The organism is Streptomyces sp. NPDC006435 (assembly GCF_040612315.1).
In the GTDB taxonomy this organism is placed as follows: Bacteria; Actinomycetota; Actinomycetes; order Streptomycetales; family Streptomycetaceae; genus Streptomyces.
On the sequence record NZ_JBEXPY010000015.1, the window covers coordinates 43,407 to 60,081 of the forward strand.

The window sequence follows — 16,675 nt, forward strand, 5'->3', positions numbered from 1 at the left end:
ACCTCCGTTCCCCCAGGGCCCGGTCTACTCCCCGTACGCCAGACGGCCCGCCGCGAGTTCGTCTCCGAGATCCCGTCCCATCCTCTTGGCGACGATCCGCAAGCGTTCGGCCAGTCCCTCGAAGGCGGCCAGGTGCCGGAACGCGTCGCTGTACCGCCGCTGCTCCGACAGATCAATCCGGCGCACCTGGAGCCGGCGCACATCGATCCGGGAAGAACTGGACGCATGGGTGCCGGCGTGGCGGGCGTTGGCCGGCGCCTTGAGTGAACCCGCCAGGAACCAGGGGTCGAGTACATCCGGGTCGACCCGGAGCGCATGGATCTGCGGGCCCACCGCCATCGGTGGGCCTTCGTGGACCCAGGCCGAGAACTCCCTGGACACACCGACGACCACTACGTCCCCGGGTTCCACCACGACGGCGTCATCCGGATACACCCACCCACTGGGGGATTCGTCCAGCAGCAGATCGGAGATGGTCAGCAGCGGGACTCGCGCGTGCCCGGGCTCCGGTACGGCCGCTTCGGCTGGAAGGCGGCCCGAGCGCAGGGTGAGCGCCTCCGCCCGAGCGAGTTCGCCGACGGTCGCGCTCGGCTGATCCTCCGTACCGCGGGCGAGTTCGAGGGCAGCCAGACAGGCGCTTTCGGTCCGGAGACCGTCGAGCAGCTCGCCGACCTCGCTCCAGGAGTCCGCGAGCCGGGGTCCGACGTGCCCCGAAGCCGGCGTGACATGGCGGCCAGGAGTGAGGTCCACGTCGTCGTCGAGGAGGTCGATGACAGGGACGGCCGCAGCCCAGGCGGTCGCGCCGGAGTCCTCGGCCGCCTGTTCGCTCAATGCCCCGGCCACGGCTCCCCCGCCGGCCGTGCCGACGACGGACCGGATGAAGGCTCCGAGTTCACCCCATTCAGGACCGCCGTCCCGAGAGGTGGACCGGGGAAACCGCGCGGCGGCGTCGACGAACAAGAACTCCCCCGGGCCCTGCGGGCTCTCCCCCGGAGCAGGCCGCCGCAGCACCCACAGATGCAGAGACAGACTGTGCGGCGCGGCGGATCCGGGCGGAAGAGCCACCACGGCCCGCAGGGCCCCGGTGCGCAGCAGCGATCTGCGGATTCTCCGTCCGGCCTTGCGCGCGGCCACGGTCGGCGGCAGCAGCAGGACCGCGCTGCCGCCTGGGCGGAGCCGAGCCAGGCAGTGCTGCACCCAGGCGAGTTCGGGCTCGGTACGAGGCGGAGTGCCATGCACCCACCGGGTATCCGCGGCAAGGTCCTCGTACCCCCAGTCCCGCTCGTTGGCCGGCGGGTTGCAGAGCACCATGTCCGCCTGTGCGCCGATGAGGGGATCCGCGCGGAGGGAGTCCCCCGGCGCGATCACGGGCGCGGGCCCCGGCGTCTCGGGGCCCGGCAGCAGTGCGAGCCGCACGTCGGTCAGAGCTGTGAGCACCGGATCGCGGTCACAACCGAGCAGCGCGGCAGGGCGATTCAGCGTGGTGGGGACGGCCTTCGCGGCGGCGGCCAGCAGATGGCCCGCTCCGCACGCGGGGTCGAGCGCCATGAGGGGATCCCCAGGGTGCTCGCCGGCAAAAGGCCCACGCGTCCGCAGGGCCAGATCGGCCATGAGATCGGCCAGCGGCTCGGGGGTGGTGGTGATCTGGCGTACATGGGTATCCAGCCAGCGGCGCAGGAGAAACATGAGGATGTCGTACGAATCCTCGCGTCGCCCCAGCTCCACGGCGGCCCGCACCGGACCCGCACCGGCACCGTCTGACCCGCCGCCGTCACTCTCCCCGCGGGCGAGCAGCCGTCCCACGGTGGCGATGGCGAGCCCTGTCTCGTCACGGTCGCCCAAGGCCTCGAACCGGGGCCAGAGCCATTCGCGGCTCGTGGTCTTGCCCAGTTTCCCGTTGTTCCTGAGCCATTTTTCGATGTCCGTCAGGGAGAAGTGCGGGCTCGTGTCCGCGCCGCCGATCCGCGGCGGAAAAGTGTCGTGCCGACGGCGCCAGTTACTCACGGCGGCTCGCCCCACCCCCGCGAGCCGGGCGATCTCGGCCAGGGTCACCGGTACGACGGGGGGCGAGGTCATCACTTCTCCAGAGGCGTCGGCCGAGCGGAACCGGAGTGTCGGCTTGCGCAAGCACTTGAGCAGGCAGCCCCTCGCGCCTTCCCACTCCCGGGCCAGGCTAACGCATTGACTTTGTTCACAGGCTTACACCGCGTATGAGGGTGTGGGTGTGCGCCGACCTCAACGACTCCGCCGGGGCGCAGAAAAGCGGCGGTGCACCGTCCGCGAGGCACATCATGCCCACCGACGAAATCGCAGGTCAGAGCCCCTACTTCACCGGCTCCAGAATCGCCACGCACTCCACGTGGTGCGTCATCGGGAACAGGTCGAACGCCCGCAGCGTCCGTACCCGGTAGCCGCCGTCCCGGAAGTACGCCAGGTCCCGGGCCAGGGCGGCCGGGTCGCAGGCGACGTAGGCGATGCGGCGGGCGCCCAGGGAGGACAGGTGCTTGACCGTTGCCTTGCCGGCGCCCGCGCGGGGCGGGTCGAGGACGATCAGGTCGCATTCGGTGATGCCCGTGCGCGGGAGGACCTGGTCGACCTTGCCGTGCTCGATGCGGACCCGGTCCAGGTCCTTCAGGTTGTGGCGGGCGTCCTCGACGGCGCGCTTGCCGGATTCGATGCCGAGGACGGCGCCCTTCTCCCCGATGCGCTGGCCGATGGCGCCGGCGAACAGGCCGACGCCGCAGTACAGGTCGAGGGCGGTGTCGTTCTTGCGGGGCAGCAGGCCCTGCATGACGGCGCGGACGAGGGTGTCGGCGGCCTGCGGGTGGACCTGCCAGAAGCCGCCGGAGCCGACCCGGTAGGTGCGGTCGTCGGCGCGTTCGCGGACGAAGGCGCGGCCGTGCACCCGGTGGACGCCGCCGTCGCGTTCGTCGACGCGCATCACGGAGACCGGCTTGTCCAGCTCGACGAGCGGGAGCCGGGCGCCCGGGCGCGGGGTGAGGATGACCTGGCGGTCGTGGGAGCCGGTGGCGGCGATGGCCTCCACCGAGGCCATGCCCGGCCAGTCCCGCTTCTCGACGCCGAGCTCCGTGACGCCGGGGGCCGCGATCAGGCAGCGGTCGACGGGCTCCACGTCGTGGGAGCGGTGCTTGCGCAGGCCGGCCCGGCCGGTCTCGTCGACGGCGTACTGGACGCGGGTGCGCCAGGCCGGTACCTCGCCCGCCGGGAGCTTGTCGCCCTCGGCCGGCATGACGGTGCCGTCCCAGCCCGCCTCCTCGGGGGTGAGGCCCGCCAGGCGCTGGAGCTGTTCGGCGATGACCTCGCCCTTGAGGCGGCGCTGGGCGCCCGGCTTGGCGTGCTGCCAGTCGCAACCGCCGCACTTGCCGGGACCGGCGTACGGGCAGGGCGCCTCGACCCGGTCCTTGGACGCCTCGATGATCCGGACCGCGTCGGCGCGCAGGAAGCGGGAGTCGCTCTCGCCCTCGGTGACCCTGGCGACGACCTTCTCGCCGGGGAGCGTGTGCCGTACGAACAGGACCCGGCCCTCGGAGGTACGGGCGATGCAGTGCCCGCCGTGTGCGACGGGCCCGACCTCGACCTCGTACTCCTCCCCGACCAGCGACGACGTGGGTTCGTTCTGCATGAGGGGGTGGCTCCAGAGCTCAAGGGGAAACGGGAGGGGAAACAGCGGGCCGGGACGGCGAAGGGGAACGGCCGGACAACAACCTACGATTCTACGTCGGTGTCGTCCGGCCGTTTACCACGCGCGGAACACGGGTGGAGGCGGAAAGGGGCGGTCAGACCTTGCTGCCGGGTTCCCTGGGCCTGCGCTCCACGGGGCCCCGGCGCACCGAGCCCGGCGCGTTCCACTCGGCGCGCTTCCTGGCGCGCTTCTTGGCGGCCTCGGAGGACTCCAGCTGGTACGGCACGGAGGTCACCATCACGCCCGGGGTGAACAGCAGCCGCCCCTTGAGGCGCAGGGCGCTCTGGTTGTGCAGCAGGTGCTCGTACCAGTGGCCGACCACGTACTCCGGGATGTACACGCTCACCACGTCGCGCGGGCTCTCCCGGCGCAGGCCCTTCACGTAGTCGATGACCGGGCGGGTCACCTCGCGGTACGGGGAGTCGAGGATCTTCAGCGGGATGTCGATGCCGCGCCGCTCCCAGTCGTCCTTGAGCGCCTTGGTCTCGGACGGGTCGACGCTGATGGAGAGCGCCTCCAGCCGGTCGGAACGGATCAGCTTGGCGTAGGCGAGGGCGCGCAGCGTGGGCCGGTGGAGCTTGGAGACCAGGACGATCGAGTGGACCCGGGAGGGCCGGATCGTCTCGTCGGACGGGGTCTCGTCGGCGGCGATCTCCTCGGCGACCCGGTCGTAGTGCCGGCGGATCGCGGTCATCGTCCCGTAGAAGATCACCATGCCGAGCAGGGCGACCCAGGCGCCGTGGGTGAACTTGGTGGCGAGCACGACGACGAGCACCAGGCCGGTGAAGAACGCCCCGAAGGTGTTGATCGCACGGGAGCGCACCATGTGGCGGCGCTTGGCCGGGTCCTTCTCCGTCGCCAGGTGGCGGTTCCAGTGCCGGACCATGCCGGTCTGGCTGAGGGTGAAGGAGACGAACACGCCGACGATGTAGAGCTGGATGAGGCGGGTGGAGTCCGCCCCGTAGACCCAGGTCAGCAGGATCGCCGCGCCGGCCAGCAGCACGATGCCGTTGGAGAAGGCGAGCCGGTCGCCGCGGGTGTGGAGCTGCCGGGGCAGGTAGCGGTCCTGCGCGAGGATCGAGCCGAGCAGCGGGAAGCCGTTGTACGCGGTGTTGGCGGCCAGGAAGAGGACGAGTGCGGTGGCGGCCGCGAGGGCGACGAAGAGGAACGTGCCCTCGCCGAAGACGGCGGCCGCCACCTGCGAGATCACCGGGTCCTGGACGAAGTCCGCGCCGACCGGGACGCCGTGGTCGATCAGGTCCTTGGCCGGGTTCTCCGCCATCTTCACGTCGGTGGCCATGGCCAGGCCGATGATGCCGCAGAACATGGTGACGGCCAGCAGGCCCATCATCGCGAGGGTGGTCGCGGCGTTCTTGCTCTTCGGCTTGCGGAAGGCGGGCACGCCGTTGCTGATCGCCTCGACGCCGGTGAGGGCGGCACAGCCGGAGGAGAAGGCCCGCAGCAGCAGGAAGACCAGCGCGAAGCCGGCCAGCCCCTCGTGCTCCGGCTTGATCTCGTAGCCCGAGGTCGGGGCGTGCATGGTGTCGTCGAGGACCAGGCCCCGGAACGCGCCCCAGGCGATCATGATGAAGACGCCGGCCACGAAGAGGTACGTGGGGATGGCGAAGAGCTTGCCGGACTCCTTGACGCCGCGCAGGTTCATCAGCGTCAGCAGCACGATGGCCGCGATCGCGCACATCGTCTTGTGCTCGACGACGAACGGGATCGCCGACCCGAGGTTCTCCACCCCGGAGGAGATCGACACGGCGACGGTCAGCACGTAGTCGACCAGCAGTGCGCTGGCCACGGTCAGGCCGGCCTTGGGGCCGAGGTTGGTGGTGGCGACCTCGTAGTCGCCACCACCGCTCGGGTAGGCGTGCACGTTCTGCCGGTACGAGGCGACGACCGTGAACATCAGCACCACGACGGCGAGCGCGATCCAGGGGCTGAAGCTGTAGGCCGACACACCCGCGATGGAGAGCACCAGGAGGACTTCTCCGGGCGCGTACGCCACCGAGGACAGCGGGTCGGATGCGAAGACGGGGAGTGCGATGCGCTTGGGGAGGAGCGTTTCTCCCAGCTTGTCGCTGCGCAGCGCCCGCCCGATCAGGATCCGTTTGGGCACGTCGGTCAGTTTGGACACGCTGAGGATCGTAAGCGTTCCGTATGGGCCTCACGGGACCTGTCGGGCGCGTGGCCTCGCAATCTCCTGCGCTCGGCGGAAAGAGCCGCGAAATCCTTAACGAAATCCTTGCGCCGGGGGCAAGCCCCCGCTGACGAAATCCTTGCGCCCGGAATGCGCCCCGGACGGGCCCGTTCTCAGGCGTCCGCGAACAGGGCGCTGTAGCCGTTGAGCGCGGGCTGACCGCCGAGGTGGGCGTAGAGGACGGTGGAGTCGCGGGCGATCTCGCCGCGCGCCACCAGGTCGACGGTCCCGGCCATCGACTTCCCCTCGTACACGGGGTCGGTGACCATGCCCTCGGTGCGGGCGGCGAGGCGCATCGCGTCGAGGGTGGTGTCGTCGGGGATGCCGTACGTGCCCGCGTGGTAGCGCTCGTCCAGTTCGACGTCGTCGACGGTGATCTCCCGGCGCACCCCGATGAGCCGGGCGGTGCCGGCCGCGATCCGGGCGATCTGCTCGCGGGTGCGAGTGGGTTCGGCGGAGGCGTCGATGCCCAGGACACGCCGCGGACGGCCGCCCGCCTCCTCGATCGCGGCGAAGCCCGCGACCATGCCGGCCTGGGTGGAGCCGGTCACCGAGCAGACCACCACCGTGTCGAAGAACACGCCGAGCGCGCGCTCCTGCTCGACGACCTCGTACGCCCAGTTGGCGAAGCCGAGCCCGCCCAGGGGGTGGTCGGAGGCTCCCGCGGGGATGGCGTACGGCCGGCCGCCGCCCTCCTCGACCTCGCGCAGCGCCTGCTCCCAGCTCTCCTTGACGCCGATGCCGAACCCGGCGCGCACCAGACGGACGTCGGCGCCGGCGAGACGGCTGATGAGGATGTTGCCGACCTTGTCGTAGACGGCGTCGGGCCACTCGACCCAGCTCTCCTGGATCAGTACGCACTTGAGGCCGGCGCGGGCGGCCACCGCCGCGACCTGGCGCGTGTGGTTGGACTGGACGCCGCCGATGGAGACGAGGGTGTCGCAGCCCTTGGCCAGGGCGTCGGCGACGAGGTATTCGAGCTTGCGGGTCTTGTTGCCGCCGTAGGCGATGCCGGAGTTGCAGTCCTCCCGCTTGGCCCAGACGGCGGCGCCGCCGAGGTGGTCGGTGAGCCGGTCGAGGCGGTGCACCGGCGAGGGGCCGAAGAGCAGGGGGTAGCGGTCGTACGAGGAGAGGGAGGCGGGCGCGGGTGCGGGCGTGGGCTCGGGCGAGGCGGCGTTCACGGGGGCTCCTTCGAACGGGGGTGGGGAAGGGGATGGGACCGGCTACGGGGACGGGGGTGCGGAGGTACGAGGGCGCGGGGGCTGGTCGGATCAGGCAGGTCAGGCAGGTCACTCGGACGGTTCGGGCGGTCGGGCCGGGTCGGCGGGTCAGGCCTGTCCAGTCGGTTCGGCCTGTTCAGCCGGTTCGTCGGCGAGTTCTTCCAGCGACCGCCAGATCTCGGCCGTGATCCGGGCCGCGGCCTCGGCGTCCCGTTCCGCGCACGCCTCGATCAGCCGGTCGTGCAGTTCGGCCGAGCCGTGCGCCTCGCTCGCCGTGCCGAACCGCCGCCACTCCAGGCGCCGGATCAAGGGGGTGTACCGCTCGACGGTGGCGGCCACGGCGCGGTTGCCGCAGGCGGTGACCAGGACGTCGTGGAGCCGGTCGTCGGCGCGCAGCGCCTCCGCGACGTCACCGCGCCCGGTCGCGTCCCGGAAGCGGTCGTTGGCCTCGCGCATCGCGGTGACGTCCGCGTCCGTGAGCCGGGGCACCGCGGTCCTGGCGGCCAGTTCCTGCATGGCCCGTACGACCGCGGCCGCGTCCCGGACGTCGCGCGGCACCAGCCGGGTCACCCGGGTGTAGCTCTGCGGCTTGGACTCGACGAGACCCTCGCCGGAGAGCCGGGACAGCGCGTCGCGGACCGGGGCCCGGGAGAGGCCGAGGCGTTCGGCGAGATCCGCGTCGCGGACGGGGGCGCCGGGTGGGATGTCGCCGCGGACGATGGCGTCGCGGATCGCCTCGTACGCGGTGTCCCGCAGCAGGGTCCGTCGTACGGGTCGCAGAGTCTCCATGAACTGACATGTTAGATGTTTGTGCGCGTCGCACTCAAGACCTCGTCCCGCGCGGGAGGTCCGCCGGGTACCGAGGTCCGCCGGGCACGGAGGTTCGTCGGGTACCGGGGTTCGTCGGGTACCGAGGCACGCCGGGCACGGAGGTTCGTCAGGTACCGGGGTTCGTCAGGTACCGGGGTTCGTCGCGCCCCGGGCCGCCGCGCGGCGAAAGCGCACTCGGATGAGGCCTCGCACTCCGGGCCGCATAAGCTCATCCTGGGCAACGGGACAGACCGTTGCCCCGTTGTTTGCCCGGCAAGCTGAGAAAGAAGTGTGAGCAGGGTGTTTTCGCAGGTCAGCCGGACGACCAGGAGTGCGAGGTAGGCGCAAGGTGCACATCGTCATCATGGGCTGCGGGCGAGTGGGAGCCGCTCTCGCGCAGACCCTGGAGCAGCAGGGGCACACGGTCGCCGTCGTCGACCAGGACCCCACGGCCTTCCGTCGCCTCGGCTCCGGGTTCGGCGGACGCCGCGTCACGGGTGTCGGCTTCGACCAGGACACCCTCCGCGAGGCGGGTATCGAGGAGGCCGGTGCGTTCGCCGCGGTGAGCAGCGGCGACAACTCGAACATCATCGCCGCCCGGGTGGCCCGCGAGATGTTCGGCATCGAGAACGTCGCGGCGCGGATCTACGACCCCCGGCGCGCCGAGGTCTACCAGCGGCTGGGCATCCCCACGGTCGCCACCGTGCGCTGGACCGCCGACCAGATGCTGCGCAGGCTGCTGCCGTCGGGCGCCGAGCCGCTGTGGCGGGACCCGAGCGGCGGCGTGCAGCTCGCCGAGGTGCACACCACGCCGTCCTGGATCGGCCACAAGATCAGCACGCTGCAGGAGGAGACGGGCGTCCGCGTCGCGTTCCTCACCCGGCTGGGGGAGGCCATCCTGCCCACCTCGCAGACGGTTCTGCAGGAGGGCGACCTGGTCCACGTGATGATGCGTACGGACGAGATCGCGAAGGTCGAGGCGGCCTTCGCCGAGGGTCCCGAGGAGGGCGGTCACTGATGCGTGTCGCGATTGCCGGGGCCGGCGCGGTGGGCCGTTCCATCGCGGGCGAGCTGCTGGAGAACGGGCACGAGGTGCTGCTCGTCGACAAGGCGCCGACCGCCATCTCGGTGGAGCGGGTGCCGATGGCCGAGTGGCTGCTGGCGGACGCCTGCGAGATCACCTCTCTCGACGAGGCGGCGCTGCAGCGCTGCAACGTCGTGATCGCGGCGACCGGCGACGACAAGGTGAACCTGGTCGTCTCGCTGCTCGCCAAGACCGAGTACGGCGTGCCGAGGGTGGTCGCCCGGGTCAACAACCCGAAGAACGAGTGGCTGTTCAACGAGGCATGGGGCGTCGACGTGGCGGTCTCCACGCCGCGTCTGATGTCGGCGCTGGTCGAGGAGGCGGTGAGCGTCGGCGACCTGGTCCGGCTGCTGCGCTTCAGCCACGGCGACGCCAACCTGGTCGAGCTGACGCTGCCGCCGGAGTCGGCGCTGGCCGGCACCCGGGTCGGCCAGGTGGCCTGGCCCGAGGACACCTCGCTGGTCACCATCATCCGCGGGCAGCGCGTGCTGACGCCGAACACCGAGGAGACCCTGGAGGCCGGTGACGAGCTGCTGTTCGTGGCCGCGCAGGCGCGCGAGGAGCAGCTGGAGGACCTGCTGTCGGTGCGCCGGGGCGAGGGTTCGGACGACTGACCGCGCATGAATGACGGGAGGGCCCGGACCGTGTGACACGGTCCGGGCCCTCCCGTCATTCGTACGGCACGCGCGGCGTCCCGGTACCTCAGTACTCCCGGTACTCCCCGTCGCGCACCGCGGCGGTCTCCTGCTCGCGGGCCGCGGCGGCCGCTGCCGCCTCGCGCTCCCTCTCGGCCTTGCGCTCCTTCTCGGCCCGCTCCTCGGCCTCCATCTCGGCGAAGACGTCGATGGGCGGCGGCGCCTTGGCGAGGAAGACCCAGGTCAGATAGACCGCGAGGAGGAACGGCGGGATCTTCAGGGCGACCAGGACCCAGCCGAACTGAGTGGTGTCGGCCCACAGGTACAGCGGGAAGAGGATCGCGCACTTGGCGAGCAGGATCAGTCCCCAGGCGTAGCTGGCCTTGGCGTACGCCTTCTTGCGCCCGGGGTTCCTGGTCCGCCAGGAGAGGTTCTCCTTGAAGACCGGGCCCAGGATCAGGCCGATCAGCGGCACCCCGGCGAGGGTGGTGATCAGGTAGGCGAGCGCCAGGCCGAGCGTGTAGAGCATGCCCGGCAGGTAGAAGTCCTTGGCGTTGCCCGTCATCTTCGCGAAGAACACGCCGAAGGCCACGCCGAAGACGCCGCTGAAGGCGTGCTTGACGGTGTCCTTGCGGATCAGCCGTACGACGACCAGGGCCAGGGAGACCGCCAGGGCCGCGATGGCCGAGGCGGTCAGATCCTTGTTGATCGTGAAGACGGTGACGAACAGCAGTCCGGGAACGACCGTCTCCACCATGCCCCGGACACCGCCGAACGCCTCGAAGAGGGCGGCCTCCGTGACCGCCTTCGTGTCGGCGTCCTGCGAGTCGGGGCGGGTGGTGGTGCGGTCCGTGTCGGACGACGGCTTGTCGGAAGACGTCACCGGCTACTCCTTGCCGAGCGGTCGGAGTTCGTATTTGGGGTTGAACAGCACCCGGCGCCCGTGGCTCATGGCGATCCGGCCCGAGGCGATGAGCCTGCGGCCCGGTTCTATGCCCACGATGGAGCGCCGCCCCAGCCAGACGACGTCCAGCGGTGCGGTGCCGTCGAAGAGCTCCGCCTCCAGGGCGGGCACTCCGGCGCGCGGCCGCAGGGTGACGGTCCGCAAGGTACCAGTCACCTTCACGATCTGCCGGTCGGTGCATTCGGAGATCCGCGTGCAGCCCGAGGCCTGCGCGTCCTCCTGGAGCTCCTCGGACTCCAGGTCCTCCTGGGAGCTGGACAACCGGTCGAGCATCCGACGGAAGCGGCTCGACGGTTTGTCCGCCTTGCCCTGCTTCTCGGATCGGGGAACAGCACTCATACCCGAAGGGTACCGGTCCGGGCTGCTCCGAGCGGGTGTCCCGGGTCTCACCCGACCGGGTGAGGAGCCCGGGTGCACCGAACCGGCACGGAACGGCTCCGTCCCCGGTCAGCCGCGCTCGAAGCGGTAGCCCATGCCCGGCTCGGTGACGAAGTGCCGGGGGTGCGAGGGGTCGGCCTCCAGCTTGCGCCTCAGCTGGGCCATGTAGACCCGCAGGTAGTTGGTCTCGGTGCCGTACGAGGGCCCCCAGACCTCCTGGAGCAGCTGCTTCTGGCTGACCAGCCGGCCGCTGTTGCGGACCAGGACCTCCAGCAGGTGCCACTCGGTGGGGGTGAGCCGCACGTCGCGTCCGTCGCGGTGGACCTTCTTCGCCGCGAGGTCGACGGTGAACCCCTCGGTCTCGACGATCACCACGTCGTCGGAGCCGTGCTGACCGACGGGTTCGGCCCGGCGGACGGAGGCGCGCAGCCGGGCGAGCAGTTCGTCCATGCCGAACGGCTTGGTGACGTAGTCGTCGGCGCCCGCGTCCAGGGCCTCGACCTTCTCGTCGGAGGTGTGGCGGGCGGAGAGCACCAGGATCGGCACCCGGGTCCAGCCGCGCAGCCCCTTGATCACCTCGACGCCGTCCATGTCGGGCAGTCCGAGGTCGAGGACGACGACGTCGGGGTGGCGGGTGGCGGCGAGCTGGAGGGCGGTCGCGCCGTCGGGCGCCGCGTCCACCTCGTACTTGCGCGCCTTCAGGTTGATCACGAGGGCGCGTACGATCTGCGGCTCGTCGTCGACCACAAGCACCCGGGTCATGGGGGCCCTGCCTTTCTGCTGTACGGCGGTCTCCCGGGACCTCGTGGGGGCCGGGGACTTCGTCGCGGGAATCATGGGGTGGAGTGCGCGGGCACCGCGCGGGGTGTGCGGCACGGTGCGGGCCGTGCGCTCACGGGACGGCCCGCGCGGGCAGGCCGGGGCCGACCGGGACGTGTCCGGGCGCCGCCTTCAGGGTCAGCACCATCGTGAGGCCGCCGCCGGGGGTGTCCTCGGCGTCCAGGGTGCCGCCCATGGACTCGACGAAGCCGCGGGCCACGGCGAGGCCCAGTCCGACGCCGACGCCGCGCGGGGCGTCGCCGTAGCGCTGGAACGCCTCGAAGATGCGCTCCTTGGCCTCGTCGGGGACGCCCGGGCCGCGGTCGGCCACCCGCAGCTCGACGCGTTCGCCGAGTGCGCTGGCGGCCACCGTGACGCGCTGTCCGGGCGGGCTGTACTTGACGGCGTTCTCGACGATGTTGGCGACGGCCCGTTCCAGCAGGCCGGGGTCGACCGCGACCATGGGCAGGCTCTCGGGGACGTCCAGGTCGGCGCTGTCCTCCGGTACGCCGCCGAGCGCCATCGGGACCACCTCGTCGAGGTCGATCTCGCGGATCAGCGGGGTGACGGTGCCGGTCTGGAGCCGGGACATGTCCAGGAGGTTGCCGACCAGGTGGTCGAGGCGGTCGGCGCCGTTCTCGATGCCCTCCAGCAGCTCGGCCTCGTCCTCGTCGGACCAGGCGACGTCGTCGGAGCGCAGGGAGCTGACGGCGGCCTTGATAGCGGCGAGCGGGGTGCGCAGGTCGTGACTGACGGCGGCCAGGAGCGCCGTCCTGATCCGGTTGCCCTCGGCGAGCCGCCGGGCCTCCTCCGCCTCGTCGACCAGCCGCTGCCGGTCCAGTACGACGGCGGCCTGGGCGGCGAACGCACCGAGCACCCTGCGGTCCTCGGCGGGCAGCACCCGCCCGGAGAGCGCGAGCGCCATGTGGTCGCCGACGGGCATGTCCGCGTCGGCGTCCTCCGGCCGGGCCACCGGGCCCGGCCCGACGCTCCCGGCGCATGTCCAGGGATCGACGTCGCTCGTGCGCTCCAGCAGGGCCACGGACTCCATGCCGAAGGTCTCGCGGACCCGTTCCAGCAGGGCGTCCAGCGTCGTCTCGCCGCGCAGCACGCTGCCGGCCAGGAAGGAGAGGATCTCCGACTCGGCGCGCAGCCGGGCCGCCTGGTGCGTGCGGCGCGCCGCCAGGTCGACGACCGAGGCGACCGCGACCGCCACCGCGAAGAAGATCACGATGGCGACGAAGTTCTCCGGGTCCTGGACGGTCAGGGTGTGGGTGGGCGGGGTGAACCAGTAGTTCAGCAGCATCGAGCCCACGGCGGCCGACGCGAGGGCGGGCAGCAGTCCGCCGATCAGCGCGGCGCCCACGGTCAGGAAGAGGAAGAGCAGGACGTCGTTGGCGAGTCCGGGGCCACTGTCCAAAGTGGCCAGGAGCAGTGTGAGGAGGGCCGGGCCGCCCACGCCGACCAGCCAGCCCCAGATGATCCGGGCCCGGCCCAGCCGGGCCCCGCGGGCGATGGGCAGGCCGCGCCCCTTGGCGGCCTCCTCGTGGGTGACGATGTGGACGTCGAGGTCGGGGCCGGACTCGCGGGCCACGGTGGCGCCCACGCCCGGTCCGAAGACGTACTGCCACGCCTTGCGGCGGCTGGAGCCGAGGACGATCTGCGTGGCGTTCACCCCGCGTGCGAATTCCAGGAGCGCCGACGGTATGTCGTCGCCGATGACGTGGTGGAAGGTGCCGCCGAGGTCCTCCACGAGGGTGCGCTGGACGGTGAGCTCCTTGGGCGAGGCCGAGGTCAGTCCGTCGCTGCGGGCGATGTAGACGGCGAGGATCTCGCTGCCCGAGCCCTTGGCCGCCATCCGGGAGGCGCGGCGGATGAGCGTGCGGCCCTCGGGTCCGCCGGTCAGGCCGACGACTATGCGTTCGCGGGCCTGCCAGGTGGTGCGGATGTTGTGCTCGCCGCGGTACTGCTGGAGGTACTCGTCGACCCGGTCGGCGACCCAGAGCAGGGCGAGCTCGCGCAGGGCTGTGAGGTTGCCGGGGCGGAAGTAGTTGGACAGGGAGGCGTCGATCCGGTCGGGCTTGTAGATGTTGCCGTGGGCCATGCGGCGACGCAGCGCCTGGGGCGACATGTCGACGAGTTCCAGCTGGTCGGCCCTGCGGACGACCTCGTCGGGAACGGTCTCGCGCTGCCGTACGCCGGTTATCGACTCGACGACGTCACCGAGCGACTCCAGGTGCTGGATGTTGACCGTGGAGATCACGTCGATGCCGGCCTGGAGGAGCTCCTCGACGTCCTGCCAGCGCTTGGCGTTGCGGGAGCCCGGCACATTGGTGTGCGCCAGTTCGTCCACCAGGGCGACGGCCGGGGCGCGTTCCAGGACGGCGTCGACGTCCATCTCGGTGAAGACGGCGGAGCGGTACTCGATCTCGCGCCGCCGGATCTGCTCCAGGCCGTGCAGCATGACCTCGGTGCGCGGCCGGTCGTGGTGCTCCACGAAGGCGACGACGCAGTCGGTGCCCCGTTCCACCCGTCGATGGGCCTCGGAGAGCATCGCGTACGTCTTGCCGACGCCGGGTGCCGCACCCAGGTAGATCCGAAGCTTGCCGCGTCCCATGGCCCCATTGTCTTCTGCGCGAGCGACTGCGTCCGATCGGGCAGTCGCTTCGAAGCTACCCCGAGGATTCCCGGCGAATGGGACACGGGGGTGGGGCCGGGGACCGAATTGACAGGATTCTGACGCCCCGGCCCGGCGCGGCGGGGCCGCGCCGGAGGCGCCCCGCCCCCGCTCCCCGTCTCTCCGTCCCGCTCGCCGGGCCGTCCTCGCTCGTCAGGCGCGCTCGGCGACGGACCGTCGCTCAGCTCTCGACGATGTGCCCGTCGCTCAGCTCCAGCACCCGGTCCGCCAGCCCCAGCAGCTGGGCGTCGTGGGTCGCCACCAGGGCGCTGACGCCCTCGCTCCGCACCACCGCCCGCAGCAGCTCCATCACCGCGAGTCCGGTCTCCGCGTCGAGCTGGCCGGTCGGCTCGTCCGCGATCAGCAGCGCGGGCCGGTTGGCGAGTGCCCGCGCGATCGCGACGCGCTGGCGCTGGCCGCCGGAGAGCTCGCCGGGGCGCTGGGCCGCGTGGTCGGCGAGGCCGACCAGGGAGAGCAGCAGCGCCACCCGCTCCTCGCGCTCGCGCGGGTCCTCCTTGCGCAGCCGCATGGGCACGCCGACGTTCTCCGCCGCGGTCAGGATCGGGATCAGGCCGAACGACTGGAAGACGAAGCCGATCCGGTCCCGGCGCAGTTCCAGCAGTCCGTCCTCGCCGAGCTCGGCGAGGTCCGTGCCGTCGATGGTGATCCGGCCGCTGTCGGGCCGGTCGAGCCCGCCGAGCAGGTTGAGCAGGGTGGTCTTCCCGGAACCCGAGCGTCCCTTGAGCGCGACGAGTTCCCCGCGCGGCACCTCGAAGGACACCCCGCGCAGCGCGTGGACGGCCCCGGCGCCGGAGCCGTACGAGCGGTGCAGGTCCTCGACCCGGACCATGGGCCCGCCGGTCGGTTCCCCGACGACGGCGATGCCGCCCTGTCCGTCCGTACCCGTCCGGCCGTTGGTCTCGGTCATGTCTCTCCCCGTACGTGCGAGATCCCGTCGGCCGCCAGTATGTGCAATGGATGCGGGACCGACAATCGCCGGGGCGGCGACCCGGCACGGTCCGCCGCCGGTTTCCCGGCCCGCCGGGCCGGTACGGGCGGGGACCGCGCGGGACGCGGGGACCCGGACGGAGCGGCGACGAGACCTCGGCCCATTGCTGATGATCCGTCAATTCGCTTGTCCGGCAAGCCGGTACGTCTCCCTCATCGGAGCACTACCGCTTCCCGACAACTTCCTGACACCGGACGGCCAGCCTTGCCCGGGTCCACCGGGGCGCCCGCCCCGTACCCGAAAGGCTGCGTGATGCCACGAAGAATCCTGTCCCGGCCGGCCGTCGGAGCCCTCGGACTGGCTCTGGTCCTGTCGGCGGTCCCCGCCGCCGTCGCGGACACCCGGGCCCCGGCCGCCCCGACCGTCACGGCCGCCCCGACCGTCACGGAGCAGCGGGTGATGTCCCACCTCCGCGCCCTCCAGCGCATCGCCGACCGCAACGGCGGCAACCGCGCGCACGGCACGAAGGGGTACGCGGCCTCGGTGGCGTACGTGAAGAGGGCCCTGGACCGGGCCGGTTTCCGTACGGCACTGGTGCCCTTCGTCCACGACGGCGTCCCCGGTCACAACCTGGTCGCCGACTGGCCGGGCGGGGACCCGGAGCACGTACTGCTGACCGGCGCCCATCTCGACAGCGTCCCGGAGGGCCCGGGGATCAACGACAACGGCTCGGGTTCGGCCGCGGTCCTGGCCGCCGCCCTCCAGGTGGCCGAATCGGGGCTGAGGCCCCGGCGGCACCTCCGGTTCGCCTGGTGGGGCGCCGAGGAGCCGGGGCTGATCGGCTCGGCGGACTACGTGAAGAAGCTCTCCGCCACCGAGCGCCGCAGGATCGACGTCTACCTCAACTTCGACCAGACGGGCAGCAGGAACACCGACAAGTGGCTCGTGGTCCACGACGACGAGCACGGCGAGACCGAGGCCCGGCAGGCATTCGAGGAATGGTTCGCCGCGCGGGGCGTCCCCACCTTCGAGATCGGGGTCGGCGGCTCGGACCACGAGTCGTTCGGCAACGCGGGCATCCCGTCCTCCGGCTTCAGCACCGGGATCTCCGACTGCATCCACGAGGCGTGCGACGACCTCGCCAACGTGGATCCGGGGACGGAGAGGACCAGCACCGACGCCCTCGTGGGCGTGCTGTGGAAGCTCGCCGCCACCACTCCCCGGAACTGA

Annotated in this window: 13 protein-coding genes; 3 read left to right on the top strand and 10 right to left on the bottom strand. The window is 71.6% G+C overall.

Going from position 1 to position 16,675, the window contains the following annotated elements; genetic code table 11:
• Window positions 1-24: 24 nt before the first annotated feature.
• The 5 genes from ABZZ04_RS17070 to ABZZ04_RS17090 all read right to left on the bottom strand — a co-directional run bounded on the left by ABZZ04_RS17070 (window position 25) and on the right by ABZZ04_RS17090 (window position 7,918).
• Complete coding sequence (locus tag ABZZ04_RS17070; protein WP_356933011.1) at window positions 25-2,052, bottom strand: N-6 DNA methylase; 2,028 nt, start codon at window positions 2,050-2,052, stop codon at window positions 25-27.
• A gap of 271 nt (window positions 2,053-2,323) precedes the next feature.
• Window positions 2,324-3,643, bottom strand: coding sequence for a class I SAM-dependent RNA methyltransferase (locus tag ABZZ04_RS17075; protein ID WP_356933012.1), 1,320 nt, complete (start codon window positions 3,641-3,643; stop codon window positions 2,324-2,326).
• Between the two features lie 154 nt (window positions 3,644-3,797).
• Window positions 3,798-5,846: an APC family permease gene (locus ABZZ04_RS17080; protein WP_356933013.1), complete on the bottom strand. Its 2,049-nt coding sequence runs from the start codon at window positions 5,844-5,846 to the stop codon at window positions 3,798-3,800.
• 176 nt (window positions 5,847-6,022) lie between these two features.
• Entirely contained in the window at window positions 6,023-7,090 is a 1,068-nt protein-coding gene (locus ABZZ04_RS17085) for a 1-aminocyclopropane-1-carboxylate deaminase (RefSeq protein ID WP_356933014.1), read from the bottom strand.
• Between the two features lie 147 nt (window positions 7,091-7,237).
• Window positions 7,238-7,918 (bottom strand): GntR family transcriptional regulator, encoded by a 681-nt coding sequence (locus tag ABZZ04_RS17090; protein WP_356933015.1) that lies wholly within the window; start codon window positions 7,916-7,918, stop codon window positions 7,238-7,240.
• A 370-nt stretch (window positions 7,919-8,288) separates the two neighbouring features.
• Here ABZZ04_RS17090 and ABZZ04_RS17095 point away from each other — a divergent pair, with 370 nt between their 5' ends.
• Together ABZZ04_RS17095 and ABZZ04_RS17100 are read left to right on the top strand one after the other, a co-directional pair.
• Complete coding sequence (locus tag ABZZ04_RS17095) at window positions 8,289-8,957, top strand: TrkA family potassium uptake protein (protein WP_124721011.1); 669 nt, start codon at window positions 8,289-8,291, stop codon at window positions 8,955-8,957.
• Window positions 8,957-9,637 (top strand): TrkA family potassium uptake protein, encoded by a 681-nt coding sequence (locus tag ABZZ04_RS17100; protein WP_356933016.1) that lies wholly within the window; start codon window positions 8,957-8,959, stop codon window positions 9,635-9,637. The genes ABZZ04_RS17095 and ABZZ04_RS17100 overlap by 1 nt, the downstream gene beginning before the upstream one ends.
• Window positions 9,638-9,725: 88 nt before the next feature.
• Here the strand turns inward: ABZZ04_RS17100 and ABZZ04_RS17105 are convergent, their stop codons facing one another.
• From ABZZ04_RS17105 to ABZZ04_RS17125, 5 genes are all read right to left on the bottom strand, one after another.
• Window positions 9,726-10,541 carry a DUF3159 domain-containing protein gene (locus ABZZ04_RS17105; protein ID WP_356933017.1) on the bottom strand — a complete coding sequence of 272 codons (816 nt, stop codon included), beginning with the start codon at window positions 10,539-10,541 and terminating at the stop codon, window positions 9,726-9,728.
• 3 nt (window positions 10,542-10,544) lie between these two features.
• A complete protein-coding gene (locus tag ABZZ04_RS17110) occupies window positions 10,545-10,961 on the bottom strand; it encodes an OB-fold nucleic acid binding domain-containing protein (protein ID WP_187438874.1) in 417 nt (138 codons plus the stop codon).
• Window positions 10,962-11,069: 108 nt separating this feature from the next.
• Window positions 11,070-11,762, bottom strand: coding sequence for a response regulator (locus ABZZ04_RS17115; protein WP_148839886.1), 693 nt, complete (start codon window positions 11,760-11,762; stop codon window positions 11,070-11,072).
• Window positions 11,763-11,892: 130 nt separating this feature from the next.
• Window positions 11,893-14,436 (bottom strand): sensor histidine kinase KdpD, encoded by a 2,544-nt coding sequence (locus tag ABZZ04_RS17120; RefSeq protein WP_356933018.1) that lies wholly within the window; start codon window positions 14,434-14,436, stop codon window positions 11,893-11,895.
• Between the two features lie 241 nt (window positions 14,437-14,677).
• Window positions 14,678-15,424 carry an ABC transporter ATP-binding protein gene (locus ABZZ04_RS17125; protein ID WP_356933019.1) on the bottom strand — a complete coding sequence of 249 codons (747 nt, stop codon included), beginning with the start codon at window positions 15,422-15,424 and terminating at the stop codon, window positions 14,678-14,680.
• Window positions 15,425-15,757: 333 nt separating this feature from the next.
• Between ABZZ04_RS17125 and ABZZ04_RS17130 the strand changes: the two genes are divergently transcribed.
• Window positions 15,758-16,675: a M20/M25/M40 family metallo-hydrolase gene (locus ABZZ04_RS17130; RefSeq protein WP_356933020.1), complete on the top strand. Its 918-nt coding sequence runs from the start codon at window positions 15,758-15,760 to the stop codon at window positions 16,673-16,675.